General features: G+C 63.2%; 24 protein-coding genes. 8 read left to right on the top strand and 16 right to left on the bottom strand.

Annotated features, from left to right (window positions below):
• From folK to dacB, 10 genes are all read right to left on the bottom strand, one after another.
• Window positions 1–540 carry a 2-amino-4-hydroxy-6-hydroxymethyldihydropteridine diphosphokinase gene (folK, locus tag AC1DD7_RS06620; RefSeq protein WP_431117452.1) on the bottom strand — a complete coding sequence of 180 codons (540 nt, stop codon included), beginning with the start codon at window positions 538–540 and terminating at the stop codon, window positions 1–3.
• Window positions 537–896, bottom strand: a complete 360-nt coding sequence (gene folB, locus AC1DD7_RS06615; protein WP_216924207.1) for a dihydroneopterin aldolase — start codon at window positions 894–896, stop codon at window positions 537–539. The genes folK and folB overlap by 4 nt, the downstream gene beginning before the upstream one ends.
• A gap of 12 nt (window positions 897–908) precedes the next feature.
• Complete coding sequence (gene folP / locus AC1DD7_RS06610) at window positions 909–1,814, bottom strand: dihydropteroate synthase (RefSeq protein WP_431117451.1); 906 nt, start codon at window positions 1,812–1,814, stop codon at window positions 909–911.
• Window positions 1,815–1,821: 7 nt separating this feature from the next.
• Window positions 1,822–2,454, bottom strand: coding sequence for a GTP cyclohydrolase I FolE (folE, locus tag AC1DD7_RS06605; RefSeq protein ID WP_477514306.1), 633 nt, complete (start codon window positions 2,452–2,454; stop codon window positions 1,822–1,824).
• A gap of 10 nt (window positions 2,455–2,464) precedes the next feature.
• Window positions 2,465–4,534, bottom strand: a complete 2,070-nt coding sequence (gene ftsH / locus AC1DD7_RS06600; RefSeq protein WP_431117449.1) for an ATP-dependent zinc metalloprotease FtsH — start codon at window positions 4,532–4,534, stop codon at window positions 2,465–2,467.
• A gap of 166 nt (window positions 4,535–4,700) precedes the next feature.
• Window positions 4,701–5,753, bottom strand: a complete 1,053-nt coding sequence (locus tag AC1DD7_RS06595; RefSeq protein WP_477514305.1) for a LacI family DNA-binding transcriptional regulator — start codon at window positions 5,751–5,753, stop codon at window positions 4,701–4,703.
• 48 nt (window positions 5,754–5,801) lie between these two features.
• Window positions 5,802–6,353 (bottom strand): hypoxanthine phosphoribosyltransferase, encoded by a 552-nt coding sequence (hpt, locus tag AC1DD7_RS06590; protein ID WP_216924216.1) that lies wholly within the window; start codon window positions 6,351–6,353, stop codon window positions 5,802–5,804.
• 31 nt (window positions 6,354–6,384) lie between these two features.
• Window positions 6,385–7,443 carry a tRNA lysidine(34) synthetase TilS gene (gene tilS, locus AC1DD7_RS06585; protein ID WP_477514323.1) on the bottom strand — a complete coding sequence of 353 codons (1,059 nt, stop codon included), beginning with the start codon at window positions 7,441–7,443 and terminating at the stop codon, window positions 6,385–6,387.
• Between the two features lie 125 nt (window positions 7,444–7,568).
• Entirely contained in the window at window positions 7,569–8,690 is a 1,122-nt protein-coding gene (locus tag AC1DD7_RS06580; RefSeq protein ID WP_431120086.1) for a zinc-dependent metalloprotease, read from the bottom strand.
• An 87-nt stretch (window positions 8,691–8,777) separates the two neighbouring features.
• Entirely contained in the window at window positions 8,778–10,229 is a 1,452-nt protein-coding gene (dacB, locus tag AC1DD7_RS06575; protein WP_477514304.1) for a D-alanyl-D-alanine carboxypeptidase/D-alanyl-D-alanine endopeptidase, read from the bottom strand.
• Between the two features lie 144 nt (window positions 10,230–10,373).
• Here dacB and AC1DD7_RS06570 point away from each other — a divergent pair, with 144 nt between their 5' ends.
• The 6 genes from AC1DD7_RS06570 to AC1DD7_RS06545 all read left to right on the top strand — a co-directional run bounded on the left by AC1DD7_RS06570 (window position 10,374) and on the right by AC1DD7_RS06545 (window position 14,823).
• Complete coding sequence (locus tag AC1DD7_RS06570; protein ID WP_144663396.1) at window positions 10,374–10,862, top strand: inorganic diphosphatase; 489 nt, start codon at window positions 10,374–10,376, stop codon at window positions 10,860–10,862.
• A gap of 218 nt (window positions 10,863–11,080) precedes the next feature.
• Window positions 11,081–12,061 (top strand): hypothetical protein, encoded by a 981-nt coding sequence (locus tag AC1DD7_RS06565; RefSeq protein ID WP_477514303.1) that lies wholly within the window; start codon window positions 11,081–11,083, stop codon window positions 12,059–12,061.
• Window positions 12,058–12,834 (top strand): hypothetical protein, encoded by a 777-nt coding sequence (locus AC1DD7_RS06560; protein ID WP_477514302.1) that lies wholly within the window; start codon window positions 12,058–12,060, stop codon window positions 12,832–12,834. The genes AC1DD7_RS06565 and AC1DD7_RS06560 overlap by 4 nt, the downstream gene beginning before the upstream one ends.
• Window positions 12,835–12,837: 3 nt before the next feature.
• Entirely contained in the window at window positions 12,838–13,473 is a 636-nt protein-coding gene (locus AC1DD7_RS06555; protein ID WP_477514301.1) for an RDD family protein, read from the top strand.
• 130 nt (window positions 13,474–13,603) lie between these two features.
• On the top strand, window positions 13,604–14,095 hold the full coding sequence (locus tag AC1DD7_RS06550) for a hypothetical protein (RefSeq protein ID WP_477514300.1): 492 nt from the start codon (window positions 13,604–13,606) through the stop codon (window positions 14,093–14,095).
• A gap of 128 nt (window positions 14,096–14,223) precedes the next feature.
• The gene (locus tag AC1DD7_RS06545; protein WP_477514299.1) at window positions 14,224–14,823 is read left to right on the top strand and encodes a hypothetical protein; all 600 of its coding nucleotides are present in this window, start codon (window positions 14,224–14,226) and stop codon (window positions 14,821–14,823) included.
• A 103-nt stretch (window positions 14,824–14,926) separates the two neighbouring features.
• Here the strand turns inward: AC1DD7_RS06545 and AC1DD7_RS06540 are convergent, their stop codons facing one another.
• From AC1DD7_RS06540 to AC1DD7_RS06530, 3 genes are read right to left on the bottom strand one after another with little or no spacing between them, the layout of a single operon-like run.
• Window positions 14,927–15,502, bottom strand: coding sequence for a DUF3618 domain-containing protein (locus AC1DD7_RS06540; RefSeq protein WP_477514298.1), 576 nt, complete (start codon window positions 15,500–15,502; stop codon window positions 14,927–14,929).
• A complete protein-coding gene (locus AC1DD7_RS06535) occupies window positions 15,499–15,930 on the bottom strand; it encodes a phage holin family protein (RefSeq protein WP_477514297.1) in 432 nt (143 codons plus the stop codon). Before AC1DD7_RS06535 ends, AC1DD7_RS06540 begins: the two co-directional genes overlap by 4 nt.
• Window positions 15,927–16,916 carry a hypothetical protein gene (locus AC1DD7_RS06530; protein ID WP_477514296.1) on the bottom strand — a complete coding sequence of 330 codons (990 nt, stop codon included), beginning with the start codon at window positions 16,914–16,916 and terminating at the stop codon, window positions 15,927–15,929. The genes AC1DD7_RS06535 and AC1DD7_RS06530 overlap by 4 nt, the downstream gene beginning before the upstream one ends.
• 162 nt (window positions 16,917–17,078) lie before the next feature.
• Here AC1DD7_RS06530 and AC1DD7_RS06525 point away from each other — a divergent pair, with 162 nt between their 5' ends.
• Entirely contained in the window at window positions 17,079–18,161 is a 1,083-nt protein-coding gene (locus AC1DD7_RS06525) for an FUSC family protein (RefSeq protein ID WP_477514295.1), read from the top strand.
• A gap of 17 nt (window positions 18,162–18,178) precedes the next feature.
• Here AC1DD7_RS06525 and AC1DD7_RS06520 read toward each other — a convergent pair whose 3' ends face one another.
• A complete protein-coding gene (locus tag AC1DD7_RS06520) occupies window positions 18,179–19,213 on the bottom strand; it encodes an NAD-dependent epimerase/dehydratase family protein (RefSeq protein WP_477514294.1) in 1,035 nt (344 codons plus the stop codon).
• A 33-nt stretch (window positions 19,214–19,246) separates the two neighbouring features.
• Window positions 19,247–20,821 carry a D-glycero-beta-D-manno-heptose 1-phosphate adenylyltransferase gene (rfaE2, locus tag AC1DD7_RS06515; protein ID WP_477514293.1) on the bottom strand — a complete coding sequence of 525 codons (1,575 nt, stop codon included), beginning with the start codon at window positions 20,819–20,821 and terminating at the stop codon, window positions 19,247–19,249.
• Window positions 20,822–20,934: 113 nt separating this feature from the next.
• On the opposite strand from rfaE2, the gene AC1DD7_RS06510 reads away from it, so the two are divergent.
• Window positions 20,935–22,101 carry a glycosyltransferase family 9 protein gene (locus AC1DD7_RS06510; protein WP_477514292.1) on the top strand — a complete coding sequence of 389 codons (1,167 nt, stop codon included), beginning with the start codon at window positions 20,935–20,937 and terminating at the stop codon, window positions 22,099–22,101.
• Here the strand turns inward: AC1DD7_RS06510 and AC1DD7_RS06505 are convergent.
• On the bottom strand, window positions 22,067–22,762 hold the full coding sequence (locus AC1DD7_RS06505) for an SDR family oxidoreductase (protein ID WP_223947500.1): 696 nt from the start codon (window positions 22,760–22,762) through the stop codon (window positions 22,067–22,069). The two genes, AC1DD7_RS06510 and AC1DD7_RS06505, sit on opposite strands and share 35 nt — an antisense overlap.
• Window positions 22,763–22,782: the final 20 nt, after the last annotated feature.

The raw sequence follows: 22,782 nt of genomic DNA, 5'->3' as shown, positions 1-22,782 counted from the left end.
CTACTCCACCGCTCCCGTCGCAGGAACACCGGCGACGTCGCCGTAGCCATCGAAGCGACGGATGTCGGGCATGTCTTCAGCTGCGGCTGCCAACTCTGCAACGCTCTGCCCGTTCAGTTGGGCGCTCGGCTCCAGCAGAGACCACGGGTACAGGACAAAGGCCCGTTCGGCCGCCCTCGGATGAGGCAGGGTCAGGACGGGGTCGTCGCTGACCACATCACCGAAAACGATGATGTCCACGTCCAGCGTCCGCGGACCCCAACGCACTTCGCGGGTGCGGTGGTGCTTCTGCTCGACGTCGTGGCAGTGCTGCAGCAGCTCAAGGGGACTGAGCGTTGTCTCGACTGCCATGACCATGTTCAGGAAATCGGGTTGGCCTTCCGGTCCGCCGACTGCCTTGGTCTGGACAACCGGAGATACTCCAAGGAGCCTCACGTCCGGTGGGTCCACCAGATCGGCGACGGCTGTGGAGAGGGTGTCGTTCCGCTCACCAAGATTGCTGCCGAGGGCCAGGATCGCTTTGGTGTATCCGGAGTTCATGATCGCTCCCTGTGGACACTCACAGTGACATCGCCGAACGGAACCTCGATGGGCGCCTTCGGCTTGTGGACGGTGACATCCACTGCGGCCACGTTGTAATTGGCGAGGATGCCATCGGCGATCCTCACGGCCAAACCCTCAATCAGGTTCAGCGGCTCGCCCTCGATGTGCGAGGTAATGAGCTCAGCCACCTCGCCGTAGTGCGCGGTGTACTGGAGGTCATCCGTCTCCGCAGCCTTGCTGAAGTCAGTATGAAGGACGGCGTCCACGACGAACGGCTGGCCGTCCCGGCGCTCGAAATCGAACACTCCGTGATGGCCGACGGCGGTGACACCGGTCAGCGTGATCCTGTCCACAAGGTCCTCCGGTCAGCGGGCGATTCGAGCGGCAACCTTGACGGCGTCAAGGCTTGGACCGACGTCGTGGACGCGGACAGCCCAGGCGCCCTTCGCGGCGCTCAAAGCAGTGATGGCTGCGGTGGCGGCATCCCGCTCCAGCGGCGCGGCCGACTTCCCGGCAACAGTCAGAAGCGAGCCGAGGAACCGCTTGCGCGACGCAGCCACCATGACCTTGTGTCCGAGTCCGAACAGCTTGTCCAGGTTCTTGAGGATTTCCCAGTTCTGGTCCTCGTTCTTGGAGAAGCCGATTCCGGGGTCAACGATGATCTGCTCGGGAGCGACGCCCGCTGCATAAAGTTTGTCGCGAACCCCCTTGAGCTCGGCCACGACGTCTTCGGTGACGTCGTTGTACTCGGTGAGGCTGTCCATGGTGCGGGCATCGCCACGACGATGCGTGAGGATGTAAGGAACCTTGGTCCGTGCCACGAGCTCGGGCATGTCCGGCTCGATGGTCAGCCCTGAGACGTCGTTGATGATCGCGGCACCGGCTTCCACCGCAGCAGCCGCCGTTGACGTGTGCATCGTATCGATGCTCACCAGCGCGCCTGCCTTGACCAGCGCCTGGATCACCGGGAGGACCCTGCGCTGCTCTTCTTCAGGGGAAACAGGTTCGGCGCCGGAGCGGGTGGACTCGCCACCGACGTCGATGATGTCCGCGCCGGCGTAGAACATACGCAGGCCGAGGGCGATTGCGGTGTCCGGCGTGCGGTGGGTGCCGCCGTCGCTAAAGGAATCCGGGGTGACATTGAGAATTCCCATAACGAGTGTGCGGTCCGTTGGCAGGTCCTCAAACCTGGCCGCGGGCCTCGGCTTACGGAGAATCGGCAGTGGGCTTGTGGCCGGGCCGGTTCCGGGAGCTGCAGCGAGGGAATCCATATATTGCTTACCTTCCGAGTATGAGGCTCATGGCCTCGGCGCGGGTGGCCGGGTCATGGAGCTGACCGCGCACCGCGCTGGTGACAGTCTTGGCGCCGGGCTTGCGGATGCCGCGCATGGACATGCACATGTGTTCGCATTCGATGACGACAATCGCGCCGCGCGGGTTCAGGTGCTTAACCAGTGCCTCAACGATCTGCGTGGTGAGCCGCTCCTGCACCTGCGGCCGGCGCGCATAAATATCCACCAAACGGGCCAGCTTGCTAAGGCCCGTCACCTTGCCGTCATGTGACGGAATATAACCAACATGAGCGACGCCGTGGAACGGCACCAGATGGTGTTCGCACGTCGAGTAGAAGGGGATGTCCTTCACGAGGACAAGCTCTTCATGGTCAAGGTCAAACGTGGTGGAAAGGACATCCGCCGGGTGCTGGTGAAGGCCCGCAAAGACCTCCGTATAGGCCTTGGCAACACGCTTGGGCGTGTCCAGCAGGCCCCCGCGATCAGGGTCTTCGCCAATGGCAAGCAGGATTTCACGTACTGCTGCTTCAATGCGCGGGCGGTCTACTTTGTGGCCCCGCTTACCGTCCGCGGCTGAGCCGTGGGCGGCGGCGAGGTCGTCGTCGTCGAAATGAGTCACAGCAGAAAGCTTAGCCGTGAAGCGGAGAGTCGTTGCCGCCGTCGGGTCCCGGTGACTGGAATGACTCCTGGCTGCTGACGCCCTGGGCGTGCGGGGCTACGGCATCCAGCGGCTCGTCCAGGCGTGCCTTCTTGGCCTCTTCCTGGGCCTCGCGCTCAGCTTTCTCGGCACGCGACTCTACCGGCGGAATCGACTGGACAGGGCGGGACTCCTTGGACAGCCAGATCTCACGGAAGTCACGCTTGCGGATGTCATGGAAGATCTCGGCGATCTCGGCCTGGTTGAGGGTTTCGCGCTCAAGCAGTTCCAGTGCCAGCCGATCGAGGACATCGCGGTTTTCGGTGAGGATGGCGTAAGCCTCATCGTGCGCCTGATCGATCAGGCGACGCACTTCCTCGTCCACAACGTAGGCAATCTGGTCCGAGAAGTTGCGCTCCTGCGCGGCGTCGCGGCCGAGGAACGGCTCACCGCCGCCTTGGCCGAGCTTCACTGCACCAACGCGTTCGCTCATGCCGTATTGGGTGACCATCTTCCGGGCCGTTGACGTGGCCTTCTCGATGTCGTTGGACGCACCGGTGGACGGGTCATGGAACACGATTTCCTCGGCAACGCGGCCACCCATGGCGTACGCCATCTGGTCCAGCAACTCGTTACGGGTAACCGAGTACTTGTCGTCCTCAGGAATCACCATGGTGTACCCAAGGGCACGGCCACGGGGAAGGATGGTGATCTTGGTGACCGGAGCGGAGTTACGCAGCGCGGCCGCAACCAGCGCGTGGCCACCTTCGTGGTATGCGGTGATCTTGCGCTCGAGTTCCTTCATGACGCGGCTGCGCTTCTGCGGGCCTGCCATGACGCGGTCGATGGCCTCGTCCAGGGCGCGGTCATCAATCAGGTTGGCATTTGAACGCGCAGTCAGCAACGCAGCTTCGTTCAGGACGTTGGCCAGGTCCGCACCCGTGTAGCCGGGAGTCTTCTTGGCAACACCCCTGAGGTCGATGCCCGGAGCCATCGGTTTGCCCTTGGCGTGGACGTTAAGGATCTGTTCGCGGCCGATCATATCCGGGGCTTCCACGGTGATCTGGCGGTCGAAACGACCCGGGCGCAGCAGCGCGGGGTCCAGGACGTCAGGACGGTTGGTCGCCGCGATGAGGATGACGTTGGTCTTGACGTCGAAGCCGTCCATCTCAACGAGGAGCTGATTCAAGGTCTGCTCACGCTCATCGTTACCGCCGCCGATACCCGCACCGCGGTGACGGCCAACGGCGTCGATTTCATCAACGAAGATGATGGCAGGGGAGCTTGCTTTGGCCTGTTCGAAAAGGTCGCGAACACGGGAAGCACCAACGCCGACGAACATCTCAACAAAGTCCGAGCCGGAGATGGAGAAGAAGGGAACGCCTGCCTCGCCGGCAACAGCGCGGGCCAGCAGCGTCTTACCTGTACCTGGAGGGCCGTAGAGCAGCACACCCTTGGGGATCTTGGCGCCAACGGCCTGGAACTTGGCCGGCTCCTGGAGGAATTCCTTGATTTCCTGGAGCTCTTCCACGGCTTCGTCAGCACCGGCGACGTCTGAGAAGGTCACCTGGGGCATATCCTTGTTGACCAGTTTGGCCTTGGACTTGCCGAACTGCATCACCTTGGAGCCGCCGCCCTGCATGCGGGAAAGCAGGAACCAGAACAGGACACCGAGCAGCAACACGGGGATGAGCAGGGAGAACAGCCCGGAGAACCAGTTGTTCTCAACCGGCTGGTCAGTGAAGCCCTTGTCCGGGTTGGCGCTGGTGACAGCCTTGACGACGTCCGGGCCACGGTCCGTGACGTAGAAGAACTGGACGTTCTTGCCCTTGTCCTGGCCATCAATATTCAGGTTGTCTTTCAGTACCAAATCAACGCGGTTCTCGGCGTCGAAAATCTTGGCCTGCTCCACCTTGCCGCTTTGCGCGAGGAGTTCGAGGCCGTCCTTGGTGTCAATACGTGTGGAACCGCCCGGAGCCAGCGTTGCGAATGCCACCAGGAGCAAGCCGACGACGACAACAATCCAGATGCCCGGGCCCTTGAAGAAACTCTTAGCTTTCATCTGATCGGGGTTTTGCCCCGTCCCTCCTGGTAGTGCTGCGAGGCGCAACTTCTGCGCGCGAATGGTGCTGCTTCAGTTTCTAGCTATACACCGTTCCCAGTTATTCACGCACTGGAATGCTCAAAAGTTCCCTCTGGGCGTACACAGGATACTCGCCTACAGCGCGCTAGGACAGCCCTGGGTTGGGATTCGTGATGGATTCGCGGGTCACCAGGGGACACTCCAGAATCGTCGGCTTGGCTGCCAGGACGGCGAGGTCCGCCTTGCCCTCGATGGCATCGATCAGGCGTTCAGTGGCCCAGGCACCCATCTCGTAGTGGGGCAACGCCACTGTCGTCAGGCCAGGATAGAGGTTGGCCGCGATGAGTTCCTGATCGTCGAAACCCACCACGGACAGTTCGTTGGGAATGCTGATTCCTACCTCGGCCGCTGCACGGTAGGCACCCATTGCCATGCGGTCGTTGTAGCAGAACAGGCCCGTGGGCCGGTCCTTTCGCTTGAACATCCGCAAGGCGGCAACATAGCCGCCCAGCACCTCCGAGAGTTCGGACTCCACAGGTGCGGCAGCGCCGTCGAGCCCTGCTTCGTCCAAGGCGTTCCGGAAACCACGCAAGCGGTCCCGCGTAGCCGGGACGTCGTCTGTGTTGTTCAGGAAACCGATCCGTCGGTGGCCGGCCTCAAGGAGGCTTTGCACGGCAACCCTTGCCCCACCCTCTTCGTCGGGGACTACGGAAGCGACGCTCCCGGCCAGGCTCTCGGAGTCCACAAGCACCGCGGGAATTGAACTCAGGTTTTCCGGCAACGTGACCTCGCGGTGGTACATGGTGGCGTACAGGATGCCATCCACGCGTCGCTCCAGGAGGGCCTCGACGTCGGCCTGCCTGGACTCGTCACTTGCTGCGCCTGAGGTGTTGATGATCATCAGGTTGTAGCCCCGCGCCCTGGCGGCCTCATCTGCACCCAGGATGATTCGCCCTGCGTGTGGTGTGGTGGCGATTTCCTCGCTGACGAGACCCAGCATTCCGGTCCGTTGCGTACGCAGGGCCTGGGCCAGCCGGTTTGGGCCATAGCCGAGGCGTTCCGCCGTGGCTTTGACCTTTTCCCGTGTTTCCAGGCTGATGCGGGCGTAGGCGACGTCATTCAGGACGTGGGAAACAGTGGTGACGGACACGCCGGCGGCAACGGCTACGTCCTTGATGCCAATGCTTTTGTTCGTCAACGGGTTCCCACGTCCTTATGGTCCGGTGAAGGGCGTAAGTAAAGGGATTTACTCGTAAACGTGCGGGGCCAGCGTGCCCACGAAGTCCAGGTTGCGATACTTCTCGGCGTAGTCCAGGCCATAGCCCACAACGAACTCGTTGGGGATGTCGTAGCCGACGTATTTGACGTCGATCTCCACCTTGGCGGCGGTCGGCTTACGGAAAGCGGTGCAGATCTCAACGCTGGCCGTACCCCGGGATTCGAGGTTGGACTTGAGCCATGAAAGTGTCAGGCCGGAGTCGATGATGTCCTCGACGATCAGCACGTCCTTCCCCATGAGGTCGGTATCGAGGTCCTTGAGGATACGTACAACACCCGAGGATTGGGTGCCGGAACCGTAGGAAGAAACGGCCATCCAGTCCATGCTGACGTGGCTGTGCAAGGCACGCGCCAGGTCCGCCATGACCATCACGGCACCCTTGAGGACACCGACGATCAGCAGTTCGCGGCCTTCGTAGTCCTTGTCGATCTGCGCCGCCAGTTCAGCGATGCGGGTTTGGATCTGCTCTTTGGTGTAAAGAACGTGCTTGAGATCTGCCTGGACGTCGTTTGAATCCACCAATGGCTCCTGTTTTGATGCTCGGGTGCGGCTACTGTTGGGGCGATTTCTGATGCCGGAATACTAGCTTCCCACAGCGTGCGGCCTCGCGGGGACCGCCGGTGGCCGAAGCACCGGACTCGGGACCGCCGGAGGCAGCCCGTTCCTGCTCCAAATCGCTGAGGGACAAGCGGTAGACACTGACGTGGCCGGGAAGTTCCACAGGGCCGGCAGAACCCTGGCGGCGAAGCAGCGCTTCCGCGGCTTGGAGCCGCCCGTACCCGGGTTGTTGGCCCCCGACGTCGGCAGCGGCCTTCGCGATGACGCGGAACCTCAGCGCCGCGGGAAGTCCGCGGACGGCGTCCTCCGGCAACCACGCGCCGTCGTCTGTTCGCTCCACCAGCGAGAGATACGTCTCGTTTGCAAGATCCTCAAGGAAATCGGCGTCCTGCTGCAGGATCGCGGCAGTCCGTGCCAAAGATTCGGCAACGCCTGGGCCCAGCTTTTCTTCGAGGACCGGCATGACCTCGACGCGTGTCCGCGAGCGCGCGAAGGCAGAGTCACTGTTGCTCGGGTCATGCCACGGCTCCAGTTCCTCGACCTCGCAGATTTCCAGGGTCTCTTCCCGCCTTAGGCCCAGGAAGGGCCTTAGCAGGCGTCCCCGGATCGGCCTCATGCCGGCCAAAGAACGGGTACCCGAGCCACGGGCCAGCCCCAGGAGCACCTGTTCGGCTTGGTCATCCAACGTGTGCCCAAGCAGGATTCGATCGCAACCAAGGTCATCTGCAGCGGCCTCGAGTGCTGCGTGCCGGGCATCGCGGGCAGCAGCTTCGGGCCCGAACCCAGTGGACGCGACCTCCACCCTACGCACTTCCACAGGTGAGAGGCCGAGTTCCCGCAAGACCGCTGCCGTCCGGGAAGCTACGTCTGCCGAGCCAGCCTGAAGTTGGTGGTCAACAACCACGCCTGCCACGGAAATGGGATGCCCATCCACGTGGCCCCGCCGGGCGAAGTATCCAGCCACCGCGGCGAGCGCAAGTGAATCCGGGCCTCCGCTGCAGGCAACGAGCACACGTTCCGGGTAACCCGCAGCGGCCAAGGCGTTCTGCAACTGCTTCCGTGCCTTGCCGACGACAGGCGCCAAACGGCCGGGCCGGCGTCGGCCCTTGCCTGTCGCTCCATTGTCGGGACCACTGCTGGAACCACCATCTGAGGCGGCATCAAATACGGGTGCGCTCAAAGCCCCATCCGCTCGAGCCACATCCTGGAATTGTGGATCTCTTCCTCGGTGGGGAGGTTTTCGGCAGACTCCCACACCCGGTTGAAGCCTTCCATGCCGCCTACCTCAACAACCTCGCGCACGAACTTTGCGCCGTCGGTGTACTGGCGCATCTTAGCGTCGAGACCGAGGAGATTACGGATGAACTTTTCGATGATGCCGCGGTCCTTGCCGCGATCATTGAACCGTTGGCGAATCGTCTTCACGGACGGGACGATGCTGGAATCGACCGCATCCATCACCACATTGGCATGACCTTCGAGGAGGCTCATGACGGCAGTGATGTGGGACAAGGAAGCCTTCTCCTCGGGATCCTGCAGCAGGTCCAGAATGGCGCCCCGGCTTGGCACGTTCCCCGATGCAGCGCGGTCCTTCAGGGATTTGGCCACCGCGGCTGCCCGTTCAACCAGGGAATCCATGTTGCCCAGAAGATGACTGCTGAGCTTTTCGATTTCGGCGAGCATGTGGTCTCGCAGCCACGGTGCTGCGGCGAACTGAACGCGGTGGGTTTGTTCGTGGAGGCATACCCAGAGCCTGAAGTCGTCCGGGTGCACGTTGAGTTCGCGTTCCACCGAGATGATGTTGGGTGCAACAAGGAGCAGCCGGCCGCCCGAAGGAACGTTGGCGTCCGGGGCCAAGGCCGCGAACGGATCGTATTGGCCCAGGACTTTACTGGACAGGAAAGCAAGGATGGCGCCGAGTTGGCTGCCGGTGATGGCTCCACTGGCCGCGGCGGCAGCAGGTGTCAGGGACAGGCTGCTGCGGGACTCCAGCATTTTCTCCAGGACAGGCTGGAGCATGACGGAGAAGCTCTGGGTGTTGGCCTTGGACCACGAGGCACGGTCCACCACGAGAACGTGCGAATCCCGCAGGTCCCGCGCGGCTTCAAGCCCGGTGATGTCATGGACGTGCGGCACGGAGATATCGGCGTTGAAGCGCAGGTTCTCCACCGCCTTGCCGATTTCCCCGGCGCTCATCGCGGGACCGGGCGGGGTAAGCCGGGCAGCCGTGGAGGCGGCCAGGTCCCAATTGATCAGGGACGGGGCCCCTGCTGACGAATCTCGGGCAGATGACACCATACGGTCCATCACACCACATGAGGCTGGCAATGGGCCTTTAAGTTCGCTCCGCGCGGAGCGACGGGAGTTTGCTGTTCCCCAGCGGGGCTAGCGGCATCCACACGAGGCCAGCACCGATGCCGAGCGGTCCATCGCCTCCTTGTTTCCAGCCGCACCCGGTTCCAGGCCGTTGCCGATGAACGAAAACACCAGCAGGCGTCCATCAGCGTCCACTACATACCCACTGAGCGCAATGACAGTGTTGAGGGTCCCCGTTTTGGCGCGGACAAGCCCTGCACCCTGGGCAGTGCTGGGATCCACATACCTGTCGTCCAGGGTGCCCGTAAGGCCCGCCACCGGGAAGCCATCCAGAGCGGTCCGAAGGCTCAGGTCCGGTCCGCTGGTGATGGCACGGACTACCTCCGCAAACTGGCGGGCAGTGACCTGGTTCTCCAAGGCAAGGCCCGAAACATCGGCCAACCGCAACTGCTTGGGATCAGTGTCGATTCCCAACTCCCCCAGCCGTTGGCGCACGGCTGAAGTGGCGCCGTCGTACGTGGCTTCCTGTCCGGAGGCAATGGCGGTCATCCGCCCGAGCGCCTCCGCCAGGAAGTTGTCCGAGGTCTCCAGCATGAGGTCCACTTGCTCGCTCACAGTCGCGGATTCAACGGCGGCCAGCACCTTGGCGGGGACACCCTTGCCGCGCTCGACGCCGGGACTCACCTGGACGCCGGCAGCCACCAATTGTTCGGCGAAAGCCTGGGCGGTGGTGATGGCCGAATCCTGCGGACGCGGCCCGGTGGTAACCGTTGGTGAGTAGCGCCCGGAATTCAGGGCAAGGGAAAACAAGGGGGCGGTTTCGCCAGCCGCGACGTCGTCCAGGCTCCACGCAGGATTGAGGGGCGCGCCGCTGAACAGGGAATCATCCACCTGCACGGTCACGGGCCCTTTGACCCCGGCGGTAGCCAAGGAAGCGGCAGTATCGGCGGCCAGGGTTACAAGTCCCGCCCGGCCCATGACGGCCCCGTGATCCGAGGTGCCTCCGCCGAGCAACACGTCCCCTCCTCCCGTCAGCACCACGGTTGATTCATCAGAACCGGCCAGCACACGGGTGGTAAAACGGGATTCGGGACGGAGCGCCTTCAAAGCGGCGACGGCGGTCAAGAGCTTCATATTCGACGCCGGGATTCGGTTGGCGTTGGCATCGCGGTCGAACAGGACCGTGCCTGTGGAGGCGTCCACGACAATGCCCGTAATGCTGCCGGCACCGGAAGGTTTCAGGGCGTCATTCACAAGGCGCGAGAGCTCAGCCGGTACAGGCGCGGGCGCATCGGGGTCCAGGGGAAGCACGCCGTTGGCCTCGGACAGGCGGTCGGGCTCCTGCTGCCATGGCGGCGCGGAAGGCGAGGGCTTGGGTGCGCTGAGGAGTCCTGGCACCATGCCGACCACCACGATCGCCCCCAGGCACAACAGAACCAACGTCAACAGCATCGGCCACTTCAAGCGCCCCCACGCCGTGGACACCCACTTCCGGGCACCCCCGTTTTTAACGCCCTTCATGCAGTTGCTTGGTCCTGTCAGTCCTGAAATTGTCCCCGCCGGTTCAAGAAACCCGGGCCTCTCGCTATATCCTCAATAGTAGTCGGCGGCGCTGGCTGCACTTTCGCCTGCCGCGCCCCACCCCCACCCGTCAAGGAGCACGCCATGAAGCACGACGTGACCATCGAGATCCCCAAGGGATCGCGCGTCAAGTACGAAGTTGACCACGAAACCGGCCGCGTCCGCCTGGACCGCGTCCTCTTCACCTCCATGCAGTACCCCACGCACTACGGTTTCTTCGAGAACACCCTGGGCGAAGACGGCGACCCCCTGGACGCACTGGTGCTCCTGCAGGACTTCGACCTCCACCCGGGCGTCATCGTTGAGTCCCGCCCCATCGGTGTTTTCAACATGACCGACGACGGCGGCGGAGACGCCAAGGTCCTCTGCGTTCCCGTGGATGCACGCTTCGACCACATCCAGGAAGTCAGCGACGTCAGCGAATTCCTGATCAAGGAAATCGAGCACTTCTTTACCCGTTACAAGGACCTGGAGCCCGGCAAGTGGGTCAAGGCTGAGGGCTGGGGCGATCGCGCCGCTGCCGAAGCCGAGCTGGAAGCTTCCATCAAGCGCTTCTCGGCCGAAGGCCACTAGCAACACTTACGACGGCGACTGGTGCTGTTCCCTGTGAACAGCACCAGTCGCCGTCGTGCTTTAAGCAACGCGGGGTCACTTTTGGCCCTTTGGGAACCACAACGTGGGCCATAACTGACCCCGCGTTTTCCACATGGGCATCTCTCCCCATCGCGGCATCTTCGGGGTCCGCCTAGGCTGGGACGAGACTTTACGACGCATGTAACAGGGGGTTCCACATGGCTGGGTTCTACGGCGCGGACATTGCGCAGCTTCGCAGTCTGGCCGGCGTCATGGGCAAAGCTGCCGACGCCATCAATCTGCAGAGCGCGCAGCTGTCCAACGCCATCAACTCCGCAACGGCGTGGCAGGGGCGCGACGCCACAGTCTTCAAGAGCGATTGGAACAGCCAGCACAGGCAGAGCCTGGTGAAGGCCGCCAACATGCTGAGGGACAACGCGAGCCAGCTCAAGAAGCACGCCAACCAGCAGGAATTCGCCAGTCACAATGACGGCTCGGGTACATCGGTGGGCGTCTTGAAAGACGTCTATGACACAGCAACGGGTGTCAAGGAACTAGGCGCGCAGCTCTGGACTGCCTACAAGTACGGCAAGCTCGGTCATGCCGAATGGGTCAAGACGCGCGAGGTACTCACCAACTGGCGGGCTGGAGGTACAGTGCTGCGGGATGCTTTGAGCGCCTTGCGCAGCGGCGAGAAGGTCACTGACGTCATCACCGACCTCAAGGCGAACATTCCCTACAGCCAGGCCTTCCAGGACGCCACAAAGTTCTCCAAGGGCCTTCGAATCGCCGGAGCCTTGGCGGCGCCGCTGAACATCGTTGGCGGTATCAGCGACATGATCAATCCGGAGCACGACGGCTGGCGCGGTACCGGAGACCGGGTTGCCGGCGGCCTGTCCGTAGTGGGCGGGGTGGGCAGCATCATGCTCATGACGGCCGGTGGCGCAGCCTTGCTGGGGCCCATCGGCGCCCCGATCGTGATCGGCGCGGGCATCGTTGCCGGAGCCTGGGCCTTGGGCAACCTGGTGGCGGACAACTGGGATTCCATCAGCAACTTCGCCCGGAACCCTGGCAGTTACATCGCCGACGGCGCCCGGGAAGTAGGCAATTTCGCCAAGGATGTAGGCAGTAAGGTGGCAGACGGGGTCGGTAATGCCGCCAAGTCAGTCGGAAACTTTGTCGGAGGGATATTCGGATGACCACCAGCACCATGAATTGGACCGAGCGGGACGTACAGGCTGCAGCGAAGGTCCTGGCATCGGCCAGCGCCACGGGCAAGGCCTTGCCGACGTTGACCGATGAAGAGGTTGTTGCCTTGGACGGCGTTCAGCACGAGCAGATCGTGGCCCTTCCATGGCTCACGACACAGGATGCCAGCAAAGAGCTGATGTGCGCTGTGGCCCTGCGTGGGCTGCTCGCCAAGGAACTCGTCTACCCCGTGATCTTTGAAGGCGAGACCGAACCCACCCGCCTGCACGCCACCGAGGAAATCACCGGTGCCCTGACACTGCGTCGCAGCGGCAGCAGCGTGGTCTCCGTGGAACGCACCGTTTCCACCGGCAAGCGCTGGCTCTACGGCTACATCCACGACGACGGCGTGCTGCTGGAGGAAGTGGACGAAGGCGGGCTGCACGGCTTCACTGTTGTCACCCGCGACCAGCTGGCTCCGCGCCTTGCTGAATTCGTTGACCCGAACACGGCGGCCCACCGGGACACCGATCCCACTGTTTACACAGAGACCGAGTTCGAAGAATATGCGGCAACCGCCTTGGCCGATACCCAGGCAGCCAGCAACGTGGTGGTCTTCAACACTGACACGAACGACTTTCCGACCGTCACCGTGTACACCGGTCCCACCAGCGTGCACGTCCTTACTCCCCGCGTAGAAGGCGAAACTGTCTCCCTTGAGCTGAAGGAGACGTCCGCACCCACCCTGGCCCAGGTCCTCGGCGGGCTGGCTGGGCTGGCCTGACCCATGAGCAATTCGAAGTCCCAAACCGCTACTGGCTTGGTTGATGCCCTCAACGGCCGCCCGGTACGCCGCCATCCTGACACTGGCGCATACTTCGTGAAAGCATCCGGAGGAGCCCACTTCTGGGGTCGCGTGCTTGACGCGATCGTGTTCCTTGCCGGGTATGGCATCCTGGCCACGATAGTGGCCGTTGCACGCAACGCCATGATGAACTCTGGCTCACTCCTCGCCTTCAACGACGGCTTCTGGCTGACGCTCTACGTCGTTCTCTGGTTCGTTGGGTTGTTCGTTTACGGCATGATCTGGGGTACAGCGGGCAGCGTTGGCGATGCTGCAGCGGGCATGCGTTCGGTACGGATCAAGGACGGCACGACGGCGGGTGCTTGGCTGGGCGGCTGGCGTGCCATCTGCTGGTCCTTCTTCCCGTTCTTCGTGGTGATGCTGATTCTTGCGGCGTTCAGCGGGAGCTCGGGCGATACGTGGGATCCAAAGTTTGCAGCTTTTGATCGGCGATCCGGTGTGGCACAGGGTCGCCAGCCGGTCCCGGACCCCAAAGTGATCGCCGTACACCAAGCCGCCGAGGCAGAAAGGCAGAACCTGCCAAATCTCTACGGCCAGCGCCCTGATGCGCGGCCGTAACTGGCTGGTAAGGCGCACTGAGCGCAGGCTCGGACCCGGGCTTGGACGGCTACGTCATATCGCGTCCTCGCGCCGCATCTTTTGGAAGCTCCTCATCCCCTGCTTGGCGGTTGGATTCCTTTTCGGCGCAATGGGTGAGTTCATCAGCCCCGCCACCTCCACGCGGGAGCCCGGCCACTTCGAGGATCCAGTCCTGTTCATCGTGGCAAGCACACTTACGGGCCTGGTCCTCTGGTCAATGACGCTCCTGGGCAGCTTCCGCAAACTCCTGGTGTTCGATGGCGGGATCGTAGCCAGGTATTCCCAGCAGTACAGCACTTTGGAGTTTCCGTGGGCGGAGATCCCGCCTGCCTATATCAAGGCAGTGACCACGGCGGATGGCACTGATCCTGACCGCCGCTTGGTGGCGCGGCAAAAGACGTCGCTGGGAGTGGCCGGAAAGAACGCGCTCGTTTTTCAGGCACGCGACACCTTCTGGGTATTCTCCACCAATGAAGATCCTGCCCCTCTGGTGGAAGCCATCCAAGCGGCGATGCGTGACGCCGGAATAGCCGACGCCCGCCGGCTGGGCGCAGGTGCGCTGCCCGCCGTCGTCGTCACCGGACGCACCGCCCTGGACTAGGTGCATTGGAACGCGGGACGGGTGCATTGGAACGAGGGACGAGGTGCATTGGAACCAGGGAAGGGCTAAAGAAATAAGGAAAATAAGCCCTTGCAGAGCGGCTACCAGCCGGTAGCATGTGATCCACTATGTTCACTCTGACCATCAACCAACGCGACAGCCGCCGTGACGGCGACCTAGTGCCCGAGCTCCTCAAGGACCTGCGGCACATTCCGGCACGGCTCGACTTCGACCGTTCGGTTGAGGACGAGGTGCAAGGCATTGTCGAGTCCAGCCACCAAGCTGTTGATACAGCGTTGATCGCCCTCCGGACCGGTCAGTGGTACGTGGGAATTGGCGTAGGGCCCATCAACGAGCCCCTTCCCAACCTTGTCAAAGACGCTTCCGGGCACGGTCTTGTCTATGCCCGGCGGGCTGTTGACCGTCTCCGCAACGGGAAGGAACGAGTCCCTGTTGCCGTTGATGGTCCTTTCACGGCTTTGGCAGCAGAAGCCGAAGCAGTACTGCGACTCCTCGGACACATAGTGCAGCACCGGAGCGTGGCCGAGTGGCGGGTCCTGGACCTCCTCACCCCCGGTGTCCGCGGCCAGCAAAAGGCTGTGGCCCAGGAACTCGGCATCACGACGCAGGCGGTCAGCAAAGCACTTGCCCGCGCGCAGTGGGCTGAGGAACACGCTGCGCGTCCGGCCGCAGCCCGCCTGCTGCAGATGATCCTCGAAGTGCGCTAGCCAGCCCCGCGAACCCAACCGCGAACCCATCTGAGTCGCAGTTAAGACCGTTCTGAGAGCTCAAAACGGCCTTAACTGCGACTCAGATGGGTGAGTAACGCGGTTACTGGTTGCCGAGGTTGTCCTTGGCCATTGCGGCGCGGTCCTGCACATCTGCAGCAGCGGCCTGGCCCTCGTCCTTAACGTTGGCAGCTGCCTCAGTGGCGCTGTCTTTGACGTTTTGGACTGCGTCCTGTGCCGGCTCCTTGAGGTGTTCGGCCATCTCTTGTGCGGCGTGGCCCAGTTCCTCGGTCAGCGGTTGGGCTGCTTCCTTGAGTGCCTGCGCAGCCTCGCGCTCCTTGTCCGACGGTGGGATGAGGGCCGAAACCAGCAGGCCGGCACCGAAGGCGATCAAGCCGGCAGCGATGGGGCTGCCTTGGGCTTTTCGTGTGATCACCTGTGGTGCGTCGCCAATGTCCGAGACCACATCGGAAACAGCGTCCTGGGCCTGATGGGCAACATGGCCCGCCCTGTCCTGAACATCGTCGCGGGCGCCAAACACGGCCGTCTTGATCCTGTCTACCCTCCGGTTGACGATGTGCGAGGGCGTGACCTTGTCAGCAACGGCGTCAACGTTGGTACTGAGCCGCCTGCGGGTTTGTTCGATGTCGGCGCGCAGGGCGTCGGGATTCTGCGTCATCGTGTCTCCTCAGTATTCGGTTTGAAGGTTGGAGGTATTTCCTTGACTGTCTCGGTGGTGCGCGGCATGCCCTTAATGGCGTTCAATTCCTTTCGCCCCATCGAGGCCAGCACCGCTGCGACTATGCCCCAAATGACCGCCACAACAACTGCGGACCATCCCAGGCCTATGAGCTGACCCAAGGCCCACCAAAGCGCCAGGGAAAGGAACAGCATGGTCAGATGCCCGGCCCAAGCGGCTCCGGCCATCATCCCTGCGCCCTTTCCGGCCTTGGTGGCCGATTCCTTGAGCTCTACCTTGGCCAGCTCAACTTCCTGCCGCATCAACGTGGAGACGTCGCGCGTCAGTTCGCTCAGCAGTTCGCCGAGAGGTACGGTTTCGGCTTTGAGATGGGCTTCGGTGGGAGGAAGGTCGGCAGGACTACTCATCGGGGACCTCCGTATACGGGATCATCGGGATCGCTCGGGTCATCGGGACGTGCGAGCGGATCACCTTGCGCCTTTACCCCACCGGCGTCGTTTTCCGGGTAGGGCATGGTTGATCCTTCATAGCCACCCGTGGTGCCCGCGCCGTATCCGGTGTCAGTGCCCGCGCCGTATCCCGTGTCCGTTCCAGTACCCGTCGTTCCGTACCCGGCGGTCGTCGTCTGGGGCCCGGGCAGATCAACTGCCGGAGGAGTCACAGCGCCACCCTGGGTTGGGTAGTACACGGCGCGCGGGGTCTGGGTGGTGGCATCCGAAGTGCCAGTCCCGGTCATGGGCGAGTTGTCCGCCATTCCGCGGCCCAAACGTCCGGCGAGTACACCCGCACCGGCAGCCAACAGCAAGAACGCACCCGGCTTGCGGCGGGCAAAGCTCTTGACCTCATCCAAGAGGGAACCCGGATCCCGGTTCTCCAGCCACCGGGCAACCGAGGAGGAACGCTCGGCCGCTTGCTGGACCAGATCCGTGGCCACACCACCGTTTTGGGTCGAATTGGCCATGGTGGATAGTTCGTCGGAAATGGACCGCAAGCCCTCCGCAACCCTCTGCTGTTGGGTAGCGGCCTGATCCGTCAACTCGCCCTTGGTTTGTGTTAGCAATTGCCGGGCGTTCATCTTGACCTCTTGGGCCACATTTCCGGCTTCGGCCTTGGCTGTTTCGACGACGCCGCCAGCCGCATCGCGCGCTGTGCCGGCGACTTCGGCGGCTTCGTGCTTAGCCGAATCGACCGTTCCCGTGCCGGATGTGGTCCCGGTTCCCCCGGTAGTGCTTCCGTAGCCGGTAGTACCCGCGCCGGCATCGGTTTCCATGCCAGTGGTGTCGGTTTCAACCGGTGAGTCGAGGTAACTTCCCGAGTAAGGCTCGGTCCCGGCGGGGACCCCAGTCCGTGGCGCCGCGAAGCTTCCGTCCTGCGGCGATTGGCTCTCAGTCATTGTCGCTCTCTTTCCACAGTTGGCAGGCTGCGGACAGCAGCCGGGATAGTAAGTATCGTTACTATCAATGGGTGTGTACCCGCTTGCCGGGGATTCAATCGCCACATTCTGAAACGAAATCCAAGCTCGACACGCGGAGTAAGACCCGTCTACGTTGGACCAATGAGCCACAAGCCCTCCAGGCGGCGGCTGATTCCCGCGCTTCGAAAAGCTGTCACGCGTCACCGACTCCTGTTCGCCGCCAAAACCGCGGCGGCGGCAGGATTGGCCTGGTATCTCGCGCCCTTCATGCCTGGTCCTGCAGCGTCCTACCCCTACTACGCACCGCTCGGCGCACTCGTGAGCATGCATCCCACGGTGGCGGACTCCGCCAGGCATGGTCTGCAGAGCCTCATGGGCCTGGCCCTGGGTATAGGCATGGCTTTTGCTGTGACCACAGTGGCAGCGCCGACGGCGTTGGCAGTCGCCGTAGTGGTGGGGTTGGGCGTGATCATCGGCGGCCTCCCCCGGTTGGGGACCGCCTCCGAATGGGTTCCCATGGCTGCCCTGTTCGTACTCGTCCTTGGGGATTCCAACGCGGAGGGCTTCTCCTTTGCCTACGTCCTGCAGATGGCCATGGGCGTAGCCGTTGGCTTCGCTGTGAACTGGCTGGTGTTTCCGCCGCTGCACCTCGAAGGAATCGACCCCGCCCTGGCCGGGCATCAACGGGCTTTGTCCCAACAATTGAAGGACATGGCGCGCGCGATGGAGGAATCCTGGCCGCCCAACCACGAAGCCTGGGCAAGCCGTAGCGGCGAACTGTCAGCTACCGCCGCAGCCGTGCGGACTGCCGTTCATGAAGCGGAACTGAGCGCAAAAGCGAACCCCCGGTCCCGGCGTCGTGCTGGCCGGCTACCAAGTGATTTGGCTGGATTGCGGATAGTGGAACGGCTAACCTTCCATGTCCAGGACATCACGGACGTCCTGGCCAGCGTGATCTGGGAAGAGGACGCGGGAACAGTCATCCCGGACAGCGTCCTGACCAACCTGTCCGAAGCGCTGGAGGCCGTGTCCCGCGTGATTGATCAGTGGCGGGGCGAGGATGCCGGAGAATTGAAGAGCCATTTGGCGGAGGCAAAGGACAGCATCTCCGAGCTCGGGGATGCTGTCACGGAAGCTGCTGCCGGCCAGGCTTCGGTGAACGCGGCGGCGTCAGTGGCCATGAGTTTGCGCAGGATCATCACGGTGGTATCCCCTGCGGATTAGGGCCACAAACACAAAAACTAGCGTGGCGTTAATGGCGGCGAGGCTTTCCGCCCCTTGCCGGCTCCGAGACCCTCCAGCACTTCCGTCAACGCCTCCAACGATGATCGGTGCGGCATCCAGCCCAGAAGGCTGTGGGCGCGGCTTGTGTCCATAATGGGTGAGCCGGCCGCCATGTCCACCCAGCCGCCGTCGGTTACCTGCAACCGCAAACGCCAACTGACCTCGACGACGGCGCGCAGCACCGGGAGCGGCAAGGGCAGCTGCCGCCGGGCGTTGAGGATCCATGCGAGGGCGTTGGGGTCCAGCACAGGCTCCGCGGCGATGTTGAACGCGCCTTCTGCCCGACGTTCCAGCACGCGCCAGTAGGCATCGGCGACATCGTCGGCATGAACGGCCTGAAAAATCAGCTCCTTCGGGAGGGGGAGGATGGGCAGCCATGGCTTTCGGGGAATGAGCCGTGGGAGAACGCTCCCCAGGAAGTAGCGGCCCACTTCACTGCCCGCTTCGGCGCTGAAGATCAGTGCCGGGCGTAGCCGGGCCACTACGATGTCCGGATTCTCGTTGGCAAAGCCATCCAGAAGCCGCTCTTGCGCTGCCTTGTCCACACTGTAGTGGGATCGCTTAATCCCGCCTGCCGGCCAACCTTCCTTGGTCCGTTGATCCTTGGGGGCCGGCGAATAGGCGCCAACGGATGAGGCACAGACAACGTGCTTCACGCCGGCCTTCCTGGCCGCGCCCAAAACGTGGGCTGTTCCCGCTACGTTGGTCCGGCGCAGAAGTTCGCGATTGTGATTTGGCTGGATCTGCCAGGCCAAATGCACTACGGCGTCGGCACCTGCGAAGGCGTTTTCCAGTGCTTCCCTGTCCTTACAGTCGCCGACGTCGAGCGTGTGCCACTCCACTGCGTTGTAAGGGGCTGCGTTCTTGTCAGGTTCGCGTCGCGCTATCCCCACGAGTTCAAGATCCGCGCCCTCTTCCGAGCGGGCAGCCTGCAACCGCTTCAGCAAAGCCGTGCCCGCGTTACCGGTGGCTCCCGCGATGACTATGCGCATGAAACTCTCCCTTCGCCTTCCTGCAAAGCCCGGTCAGGCATGCGGGTTCTCTCCTGTGGAACGAATACGCTCCAGTACCGCCGTCGTGGAGTGTTCGGGGACGTAATCCAGAATCGTCACCATGCCGCCATAGCGCTCCACAGCCGCGGTCTCGGCGAGCATTTCCGGCGTGTAGTCGCCGCCCTTGGCGTACACATCGGGCTGCAGCAACTCGATGAGCGGGATGGGAGTTGGGGTGTCGAACACCGTGACGTGATCCACGCAGCTGAGCGCGGCGATCACGGCAGCACGGTCCGCTTCTGGATTCACGGGCCGGTCCTGCCCCTTCAGCTGCCGCACTGAGGAATCGCTGTTAAGGGCCACCACCAGGACATCGCCCAGTTGCTTGGCCTGGTTCAGGTAGCGGGTATGGCCACGGTGCAGGACGTCGAAGCACCCATTGGTCAGCACGATCCTCCGACCCTCCCTGCGGTGGGCTTCCACCTGCCTGGCCAATTCATCGGCTGTCAACGCAGTATCGGCGAACCCTCCGAGGTGACGGGCAAGTTCCTCGGTGGTGCAGACCGAGGTGCCGGGGCGGTGGACCACCACATCAGCTGCGGCCTGGGCGAGGTCCACGCTGGTAGTCAGGGGCAGCCCGGCCGCCCGCGCCAAGGTCAGCGCGGCAACAAACGTATCGCCGGCACCGGAGGCCTGCTTCTCGGCTTCCGGCCTGGCCCAGGTTCGGTGGGTGCCGCGGGATCCGTTGGAATCGTCGCCGCTTGCGTCCGGATCGCTGGAACGCAGCGTCAGAGTCCCGTCACGGTCCAAAGTCACGACGACGGCGCCCGCACCTGAGGCTCGAAGGAGCTGGTCCGCGTGGGCCTCCACGAAGGGGCAACGTGCAGCGCCACCGGGAAACTCTGTTCTGAGCAGCCCGGCAGCTTCCTGGGCGTTCGGGGTGGCGAGATCCGGCTTGAGTTCGGCCCACCGGGCAGGATGATGGGCATCGACCACCAACAAGGTACCCTGCCTGTGGCTGGCAGGGTGAGAACCGGTCTGGGGATCATGGGCGGGTCCCAGTGCATCCATCAAAGCTGCACGCACTGGTCCCTCCAACGCGCCGGCCTCGTAGTCGCACAGCACCACGGCGTTGGAACCCGCCAGTGCTCCGGGGATGGCGGCTGCCAACTTCTGGAGGCCCTCGGCGGGGACGTCCGCGGCTGCGTCATCCAGGCGAAGCATCACTTGGCCGGCGCTGCTTATCCGGAACTTGGTAGTGGTGATCATGCCGGTATGCTGCACCACGCCCGATACGTCGATGCCGGCAGCAACGAGTCTCCCAAGGAGCTCCTGACCCGCAGAATCCCGGCCGACCAACGAGACAAACCTGACGTTCGCGCCAAGGGCCGCCAGGTTCATGGCAGTATTGGCCGCTCCTCCGGGGGCGAAGTCGCGGCGCTTGACCTGGACCACCGGGGCGGGAGCTTCGCGGCAAAAGCGCTCAATCAGTCCGTCCCACCAACCGTCCAGGATGGCGTCGCCGACCACTGTCACAACGGGCCGTTCCTCGGCCAAGCGGCGCGGCAGCCATTCGGCCAAACCTTCTTGATTGGATAGGCGTGCCATTGGGTACCTTCCGGTAGAGGCGGCATGTTCCTGCTCCCCTCAGGTACCCCACAGCCCGCGGTTCACACGCCAGGTTCGGCAGTTTTCCACCACCTATGACGAAGGGAGTCCAGATGGTCGTTCAACCGAATTCAGGCGTTGGCCCGGTGCTGGAGAAGTTCCCGAACGTGGAACGGATCGCGGTTCTCAGGGGTGGCGGCCTGGGCGATGTGATCTACCTATACCCCGCGCTCTATGCCCTGAAAGCGGCCTATCCTGAGGCCGCGATCACGCTCCTGGGCACGCCGATCCACGCGGCCTTGGCGGCTGGAACGGATGGGCCCATTGACGACGTCGAAATTCTCCCCTTTGCCAAGGGCGTACGCGATGGCGGCCATAGGGACGGCGATCAAAAAGACGACGCTGAAGACAGACTTGCCCAGGAGGAATTCTTCTCAGCCATGCGCGCCCGCAGGTTCGACCTCGCGCTGCAAATGCATGGCGGCGGCCGGTACTCCAACCCTTTCCTGCTCCGTCTGGGGGCACGGCACACCGTGGGCACCCGAACCAAGGACGCCGAGCCCCTGGAGCGGAATCTCGATTACATCTACTACCAAAACGAGCCTGACCGATGGCTCGAGGTAGCGGGGCTGGCCGGCGTGCCAACCATCATTTCTCCACCCTTACGGCCCCTGCCCGAACACCAACAAAGCGTGCAAAGCCTGCTCAACCCCCACCGGGGTCCCCTCCTCGTGGTCCACCCAGGTGCCACCGATCCGCGGCGGCGTTGGCCGGCGTCGTACTTTGCTGAAGCTGCGGCGACCATCGCGCAGGAAGGTGCGCAGGTGTTGGTGGTGGGTGACCGCTCCGAAAAAGCGCTGGGCCAGGAAGTGGCAGAACTCGCGGCAAGGCAACTGACAGCCGGGGACAAAGATGCCGTGCGCTCAGTTGCCGGCGAACTGGAGATCGGCGAACTCGCGGCGCTCTTGGAAGCGGCCACCGTAATGCTTGCCAGCGACAGCGGTCCCCGGCATTTGGCGCAAGCCCTTGGAACACCAACCGTGGGGATCTTCTGGGTAGGGAACGTCTTCAACGCAGGGCCCCGAGGCCGGAGCCTGCACCGTATCCACATGTCATGGGTGACCCAGTGCCCCCGGTGCGGAGCCGACGTCACGCAGGTGGGCTGGTCTGCACAGCACTGCGGCCACGACGACACCCTGATTCGGGGTATCGCCGTGGCCGACGTTGTTCAGGACGTGCGTGACCTTATGGCCACGAGCCTTCTTCTGCGGGGCAAATAAGGAGCTCGCGGACCTCGCTGCCAAACGGCTGCGACAACGCGAACACCACAGCTTGCGCCACATTCGCAGGATCGTTGAGCTTGGAGTCGTCCTGCGGCTTGTATTGTTCGTCGCGGTCATCAAAGAAGTGTGTCTTCATGCCTCCCGGAATGATGGTGGTGACACCAATGACTCCCCCGGTTTCGGCGGCCAGTGCCCGGCTGAATCCGATGACGCCGAACTTGGAGGCGCAGTACGCCGTGGCGTCCGGCAGTGCCCGCAAGCCCAGGGTTGAGGCGATGGTGATCGCCCGGCCCCGGGATTCCTTCAAGTAGGGCAACGCCGCACGGACCACGGAAACAGTGCCCAGGAGGTTCACTCCAATCACCTTTTCCCACTCGGCTGCGGGGACGTCGGCCAGTTTGCCACAGCGGTCGATGCCCGCGGCGGTCACCACCCCATCCAGGCCGCCGAGGCTTTCGGCTGCCTCCTTCACGGCAGCTTCAACTGATTCACGGTTGGAGACGTCGACTTCAAGGGCTTTCGCGCCGGACACGTTACTGATATTGCGGTCGAAGACGAAGGGAGTGCCTCCGGCGTCGCGGATGGCATCGACGATTGCAGCGCCGAGGCCGGAGCCGCCTCCGGTGACGATGACGCGGCCGGGAGTTTGCGTGTTCATACGGTTCCTTTCGGTGGTCG

This window comes from Paenarthrobacter sp. 10L412 (assembly GCF_056395565.1).
Note: the sequence above shows the minus strand (reverse complement) of the source record. Positions and strands in the feature narration are given on the sequence as shown.

What these genes read in the sequence shown, in the direction of transcription:
- AC1DD7_RS06510 (WP_477514292.1), top strand. Translation starts at nt 20,935, where the DNA reads ATGGTCGTTCAACCGAATTCAGGCGTTGGCCCGGTGCTGGAGAAGTTC.
- AC1DD7_RS06580 (WP_431120086.1), bottom strand. Translation starts at nt 8,690, where the DNA reads ATGGTGTCATCTGCCCGAGATTCGTCAGCAGGGGCCCCGTCCCTGATC.
- rfaE2 (WP_477514293.1), bottom strand. Translation starts at nt 20,821, where the DNA reads ATGGCACGCCTATCCAATCAAGAAGGTTTGGCCGAATGGCTGCCGCGC.
- AC1DD7_RS06560 (WP_477514302.1), top strand. Translation starts at nt 12,058, where the DNA reads ATGACCACCAGCACCATGAATTGGACCGAGCGGGACGTACAGGCTGCA.
- AC1DD7_RS06505 (WP_223947500.1), bottom strand. Translation starts at nt 22,762, where the DNA reads ATGAACACGCAAACTCCCGGCCGCGTCATCGTCACCGGAGGCGGCTCC.
- AC1DD7_RS06555 (WP_477514301.1), top strand. Translation starts at nt 12,838, where the DNA reads ATGAGCAATTCGAAGTCCCAAACCGCTACTGGCTTGGTTGATGCCCTC.
- AC1DD7_RS06570 (WP_144663396.1), top strand. Translation starts at nt 10,374, where the DNA reads ATGAAGCACGACGTGACCATCGAGATCCCCAAGGGATCGCGCGTCAAG.
- dacB (WP_477514304.1), bottom strand. Translation starts at nt 10,229, where the DNA reads ATGAAGGGCGTTAAAAACGGGGGTGCCCGGAAGTGGGTGTCCACGGCG.
- AC1DD7_RS06520 (WP_477514294.1), bottom strand. Translation starts at nt 19,213, where the DNA reads ATGCGCATAGTCATCGCGGGAGCCACCGGTAACGCGGGCACGGCTTTG.
- AC1DD7_RS06530 (WP_477514296.1), bottom strand. Translation starts at nt 16,916, where the DNA reads ATGACTGAGAGCCAATCGCCGCAGGACGGAAGCTTCGCGGCGCCACGG.
- AC1DD7_RS06525 (WP_477514295.1), top strand. Translation starts at nt 17,079, where the DNA reads ATGAGCCACAAGCCCTCCAGGCGGCGGCTGATTCCCGCGCTTCGAAAA.
- folK (WP_431117452.1), bottom strand. Translation starts at nt 540, where the DNA reads ATGAACTCCGGATACACCAAAGCGATCCTGGCCCTCGGCAGCAATCTT.
- AC1DD7_RS06540 (WP_477514298.1), bottom strand. Translation starts at nt 15,502, where the DNA reads ATGACGCAGAATCCCGACGCCCTGCGCGCCGACATCGAACAAACCCGC.
- AC1DD7_RS06565 (WP_477514303.1), top strand. Translation starts at nt 11,081, where the DNA reads ATGGCTGGGTTCTACGGCGCGGACATTGCGCAGCTTCGCAGTCTGGCC.
- ftsH (WP_431117449.1), bottom strand. Translation starts at nt 4,534, where the DNA reads ATGAAAGCTAAGAGTTTCTTCAAGGGCCCGGGCATCTGGATTGTTGTC.
- folP (WP_431117451.1), bottom strand. Translation starts at nt 1,814, where the DNA reads ATGGATTCCCTCGCTGCAGCTCCCGGAACCGGCCCGGCCACAAGCCCA.
- AC1DD7_RS06535 (WP_477514297.1), bottom strand. Translation starts at nt 15,930, where the DNA reads ATGAGTAGTCCTGCCGACCTTCCTCCCACCGAAGCCCATCTCAAAGCC.
- AC1DD7_RS06545 (WP_477514299.1), top strand. Translation starts at nt 14,224, where the DNA reads ATGTTCACTCTGACCATCAACCAACGCGACAGCCGCCGTGACGGCGAC.
- AC1DD7_RS06550 (WP_477514300.1), top strand. Translation starts at nt 13,604, where the DNA reads ATGGGTGAGTTCATCAGCCCCGCCACCTCCACGCGGGAGCCCGGCCAC.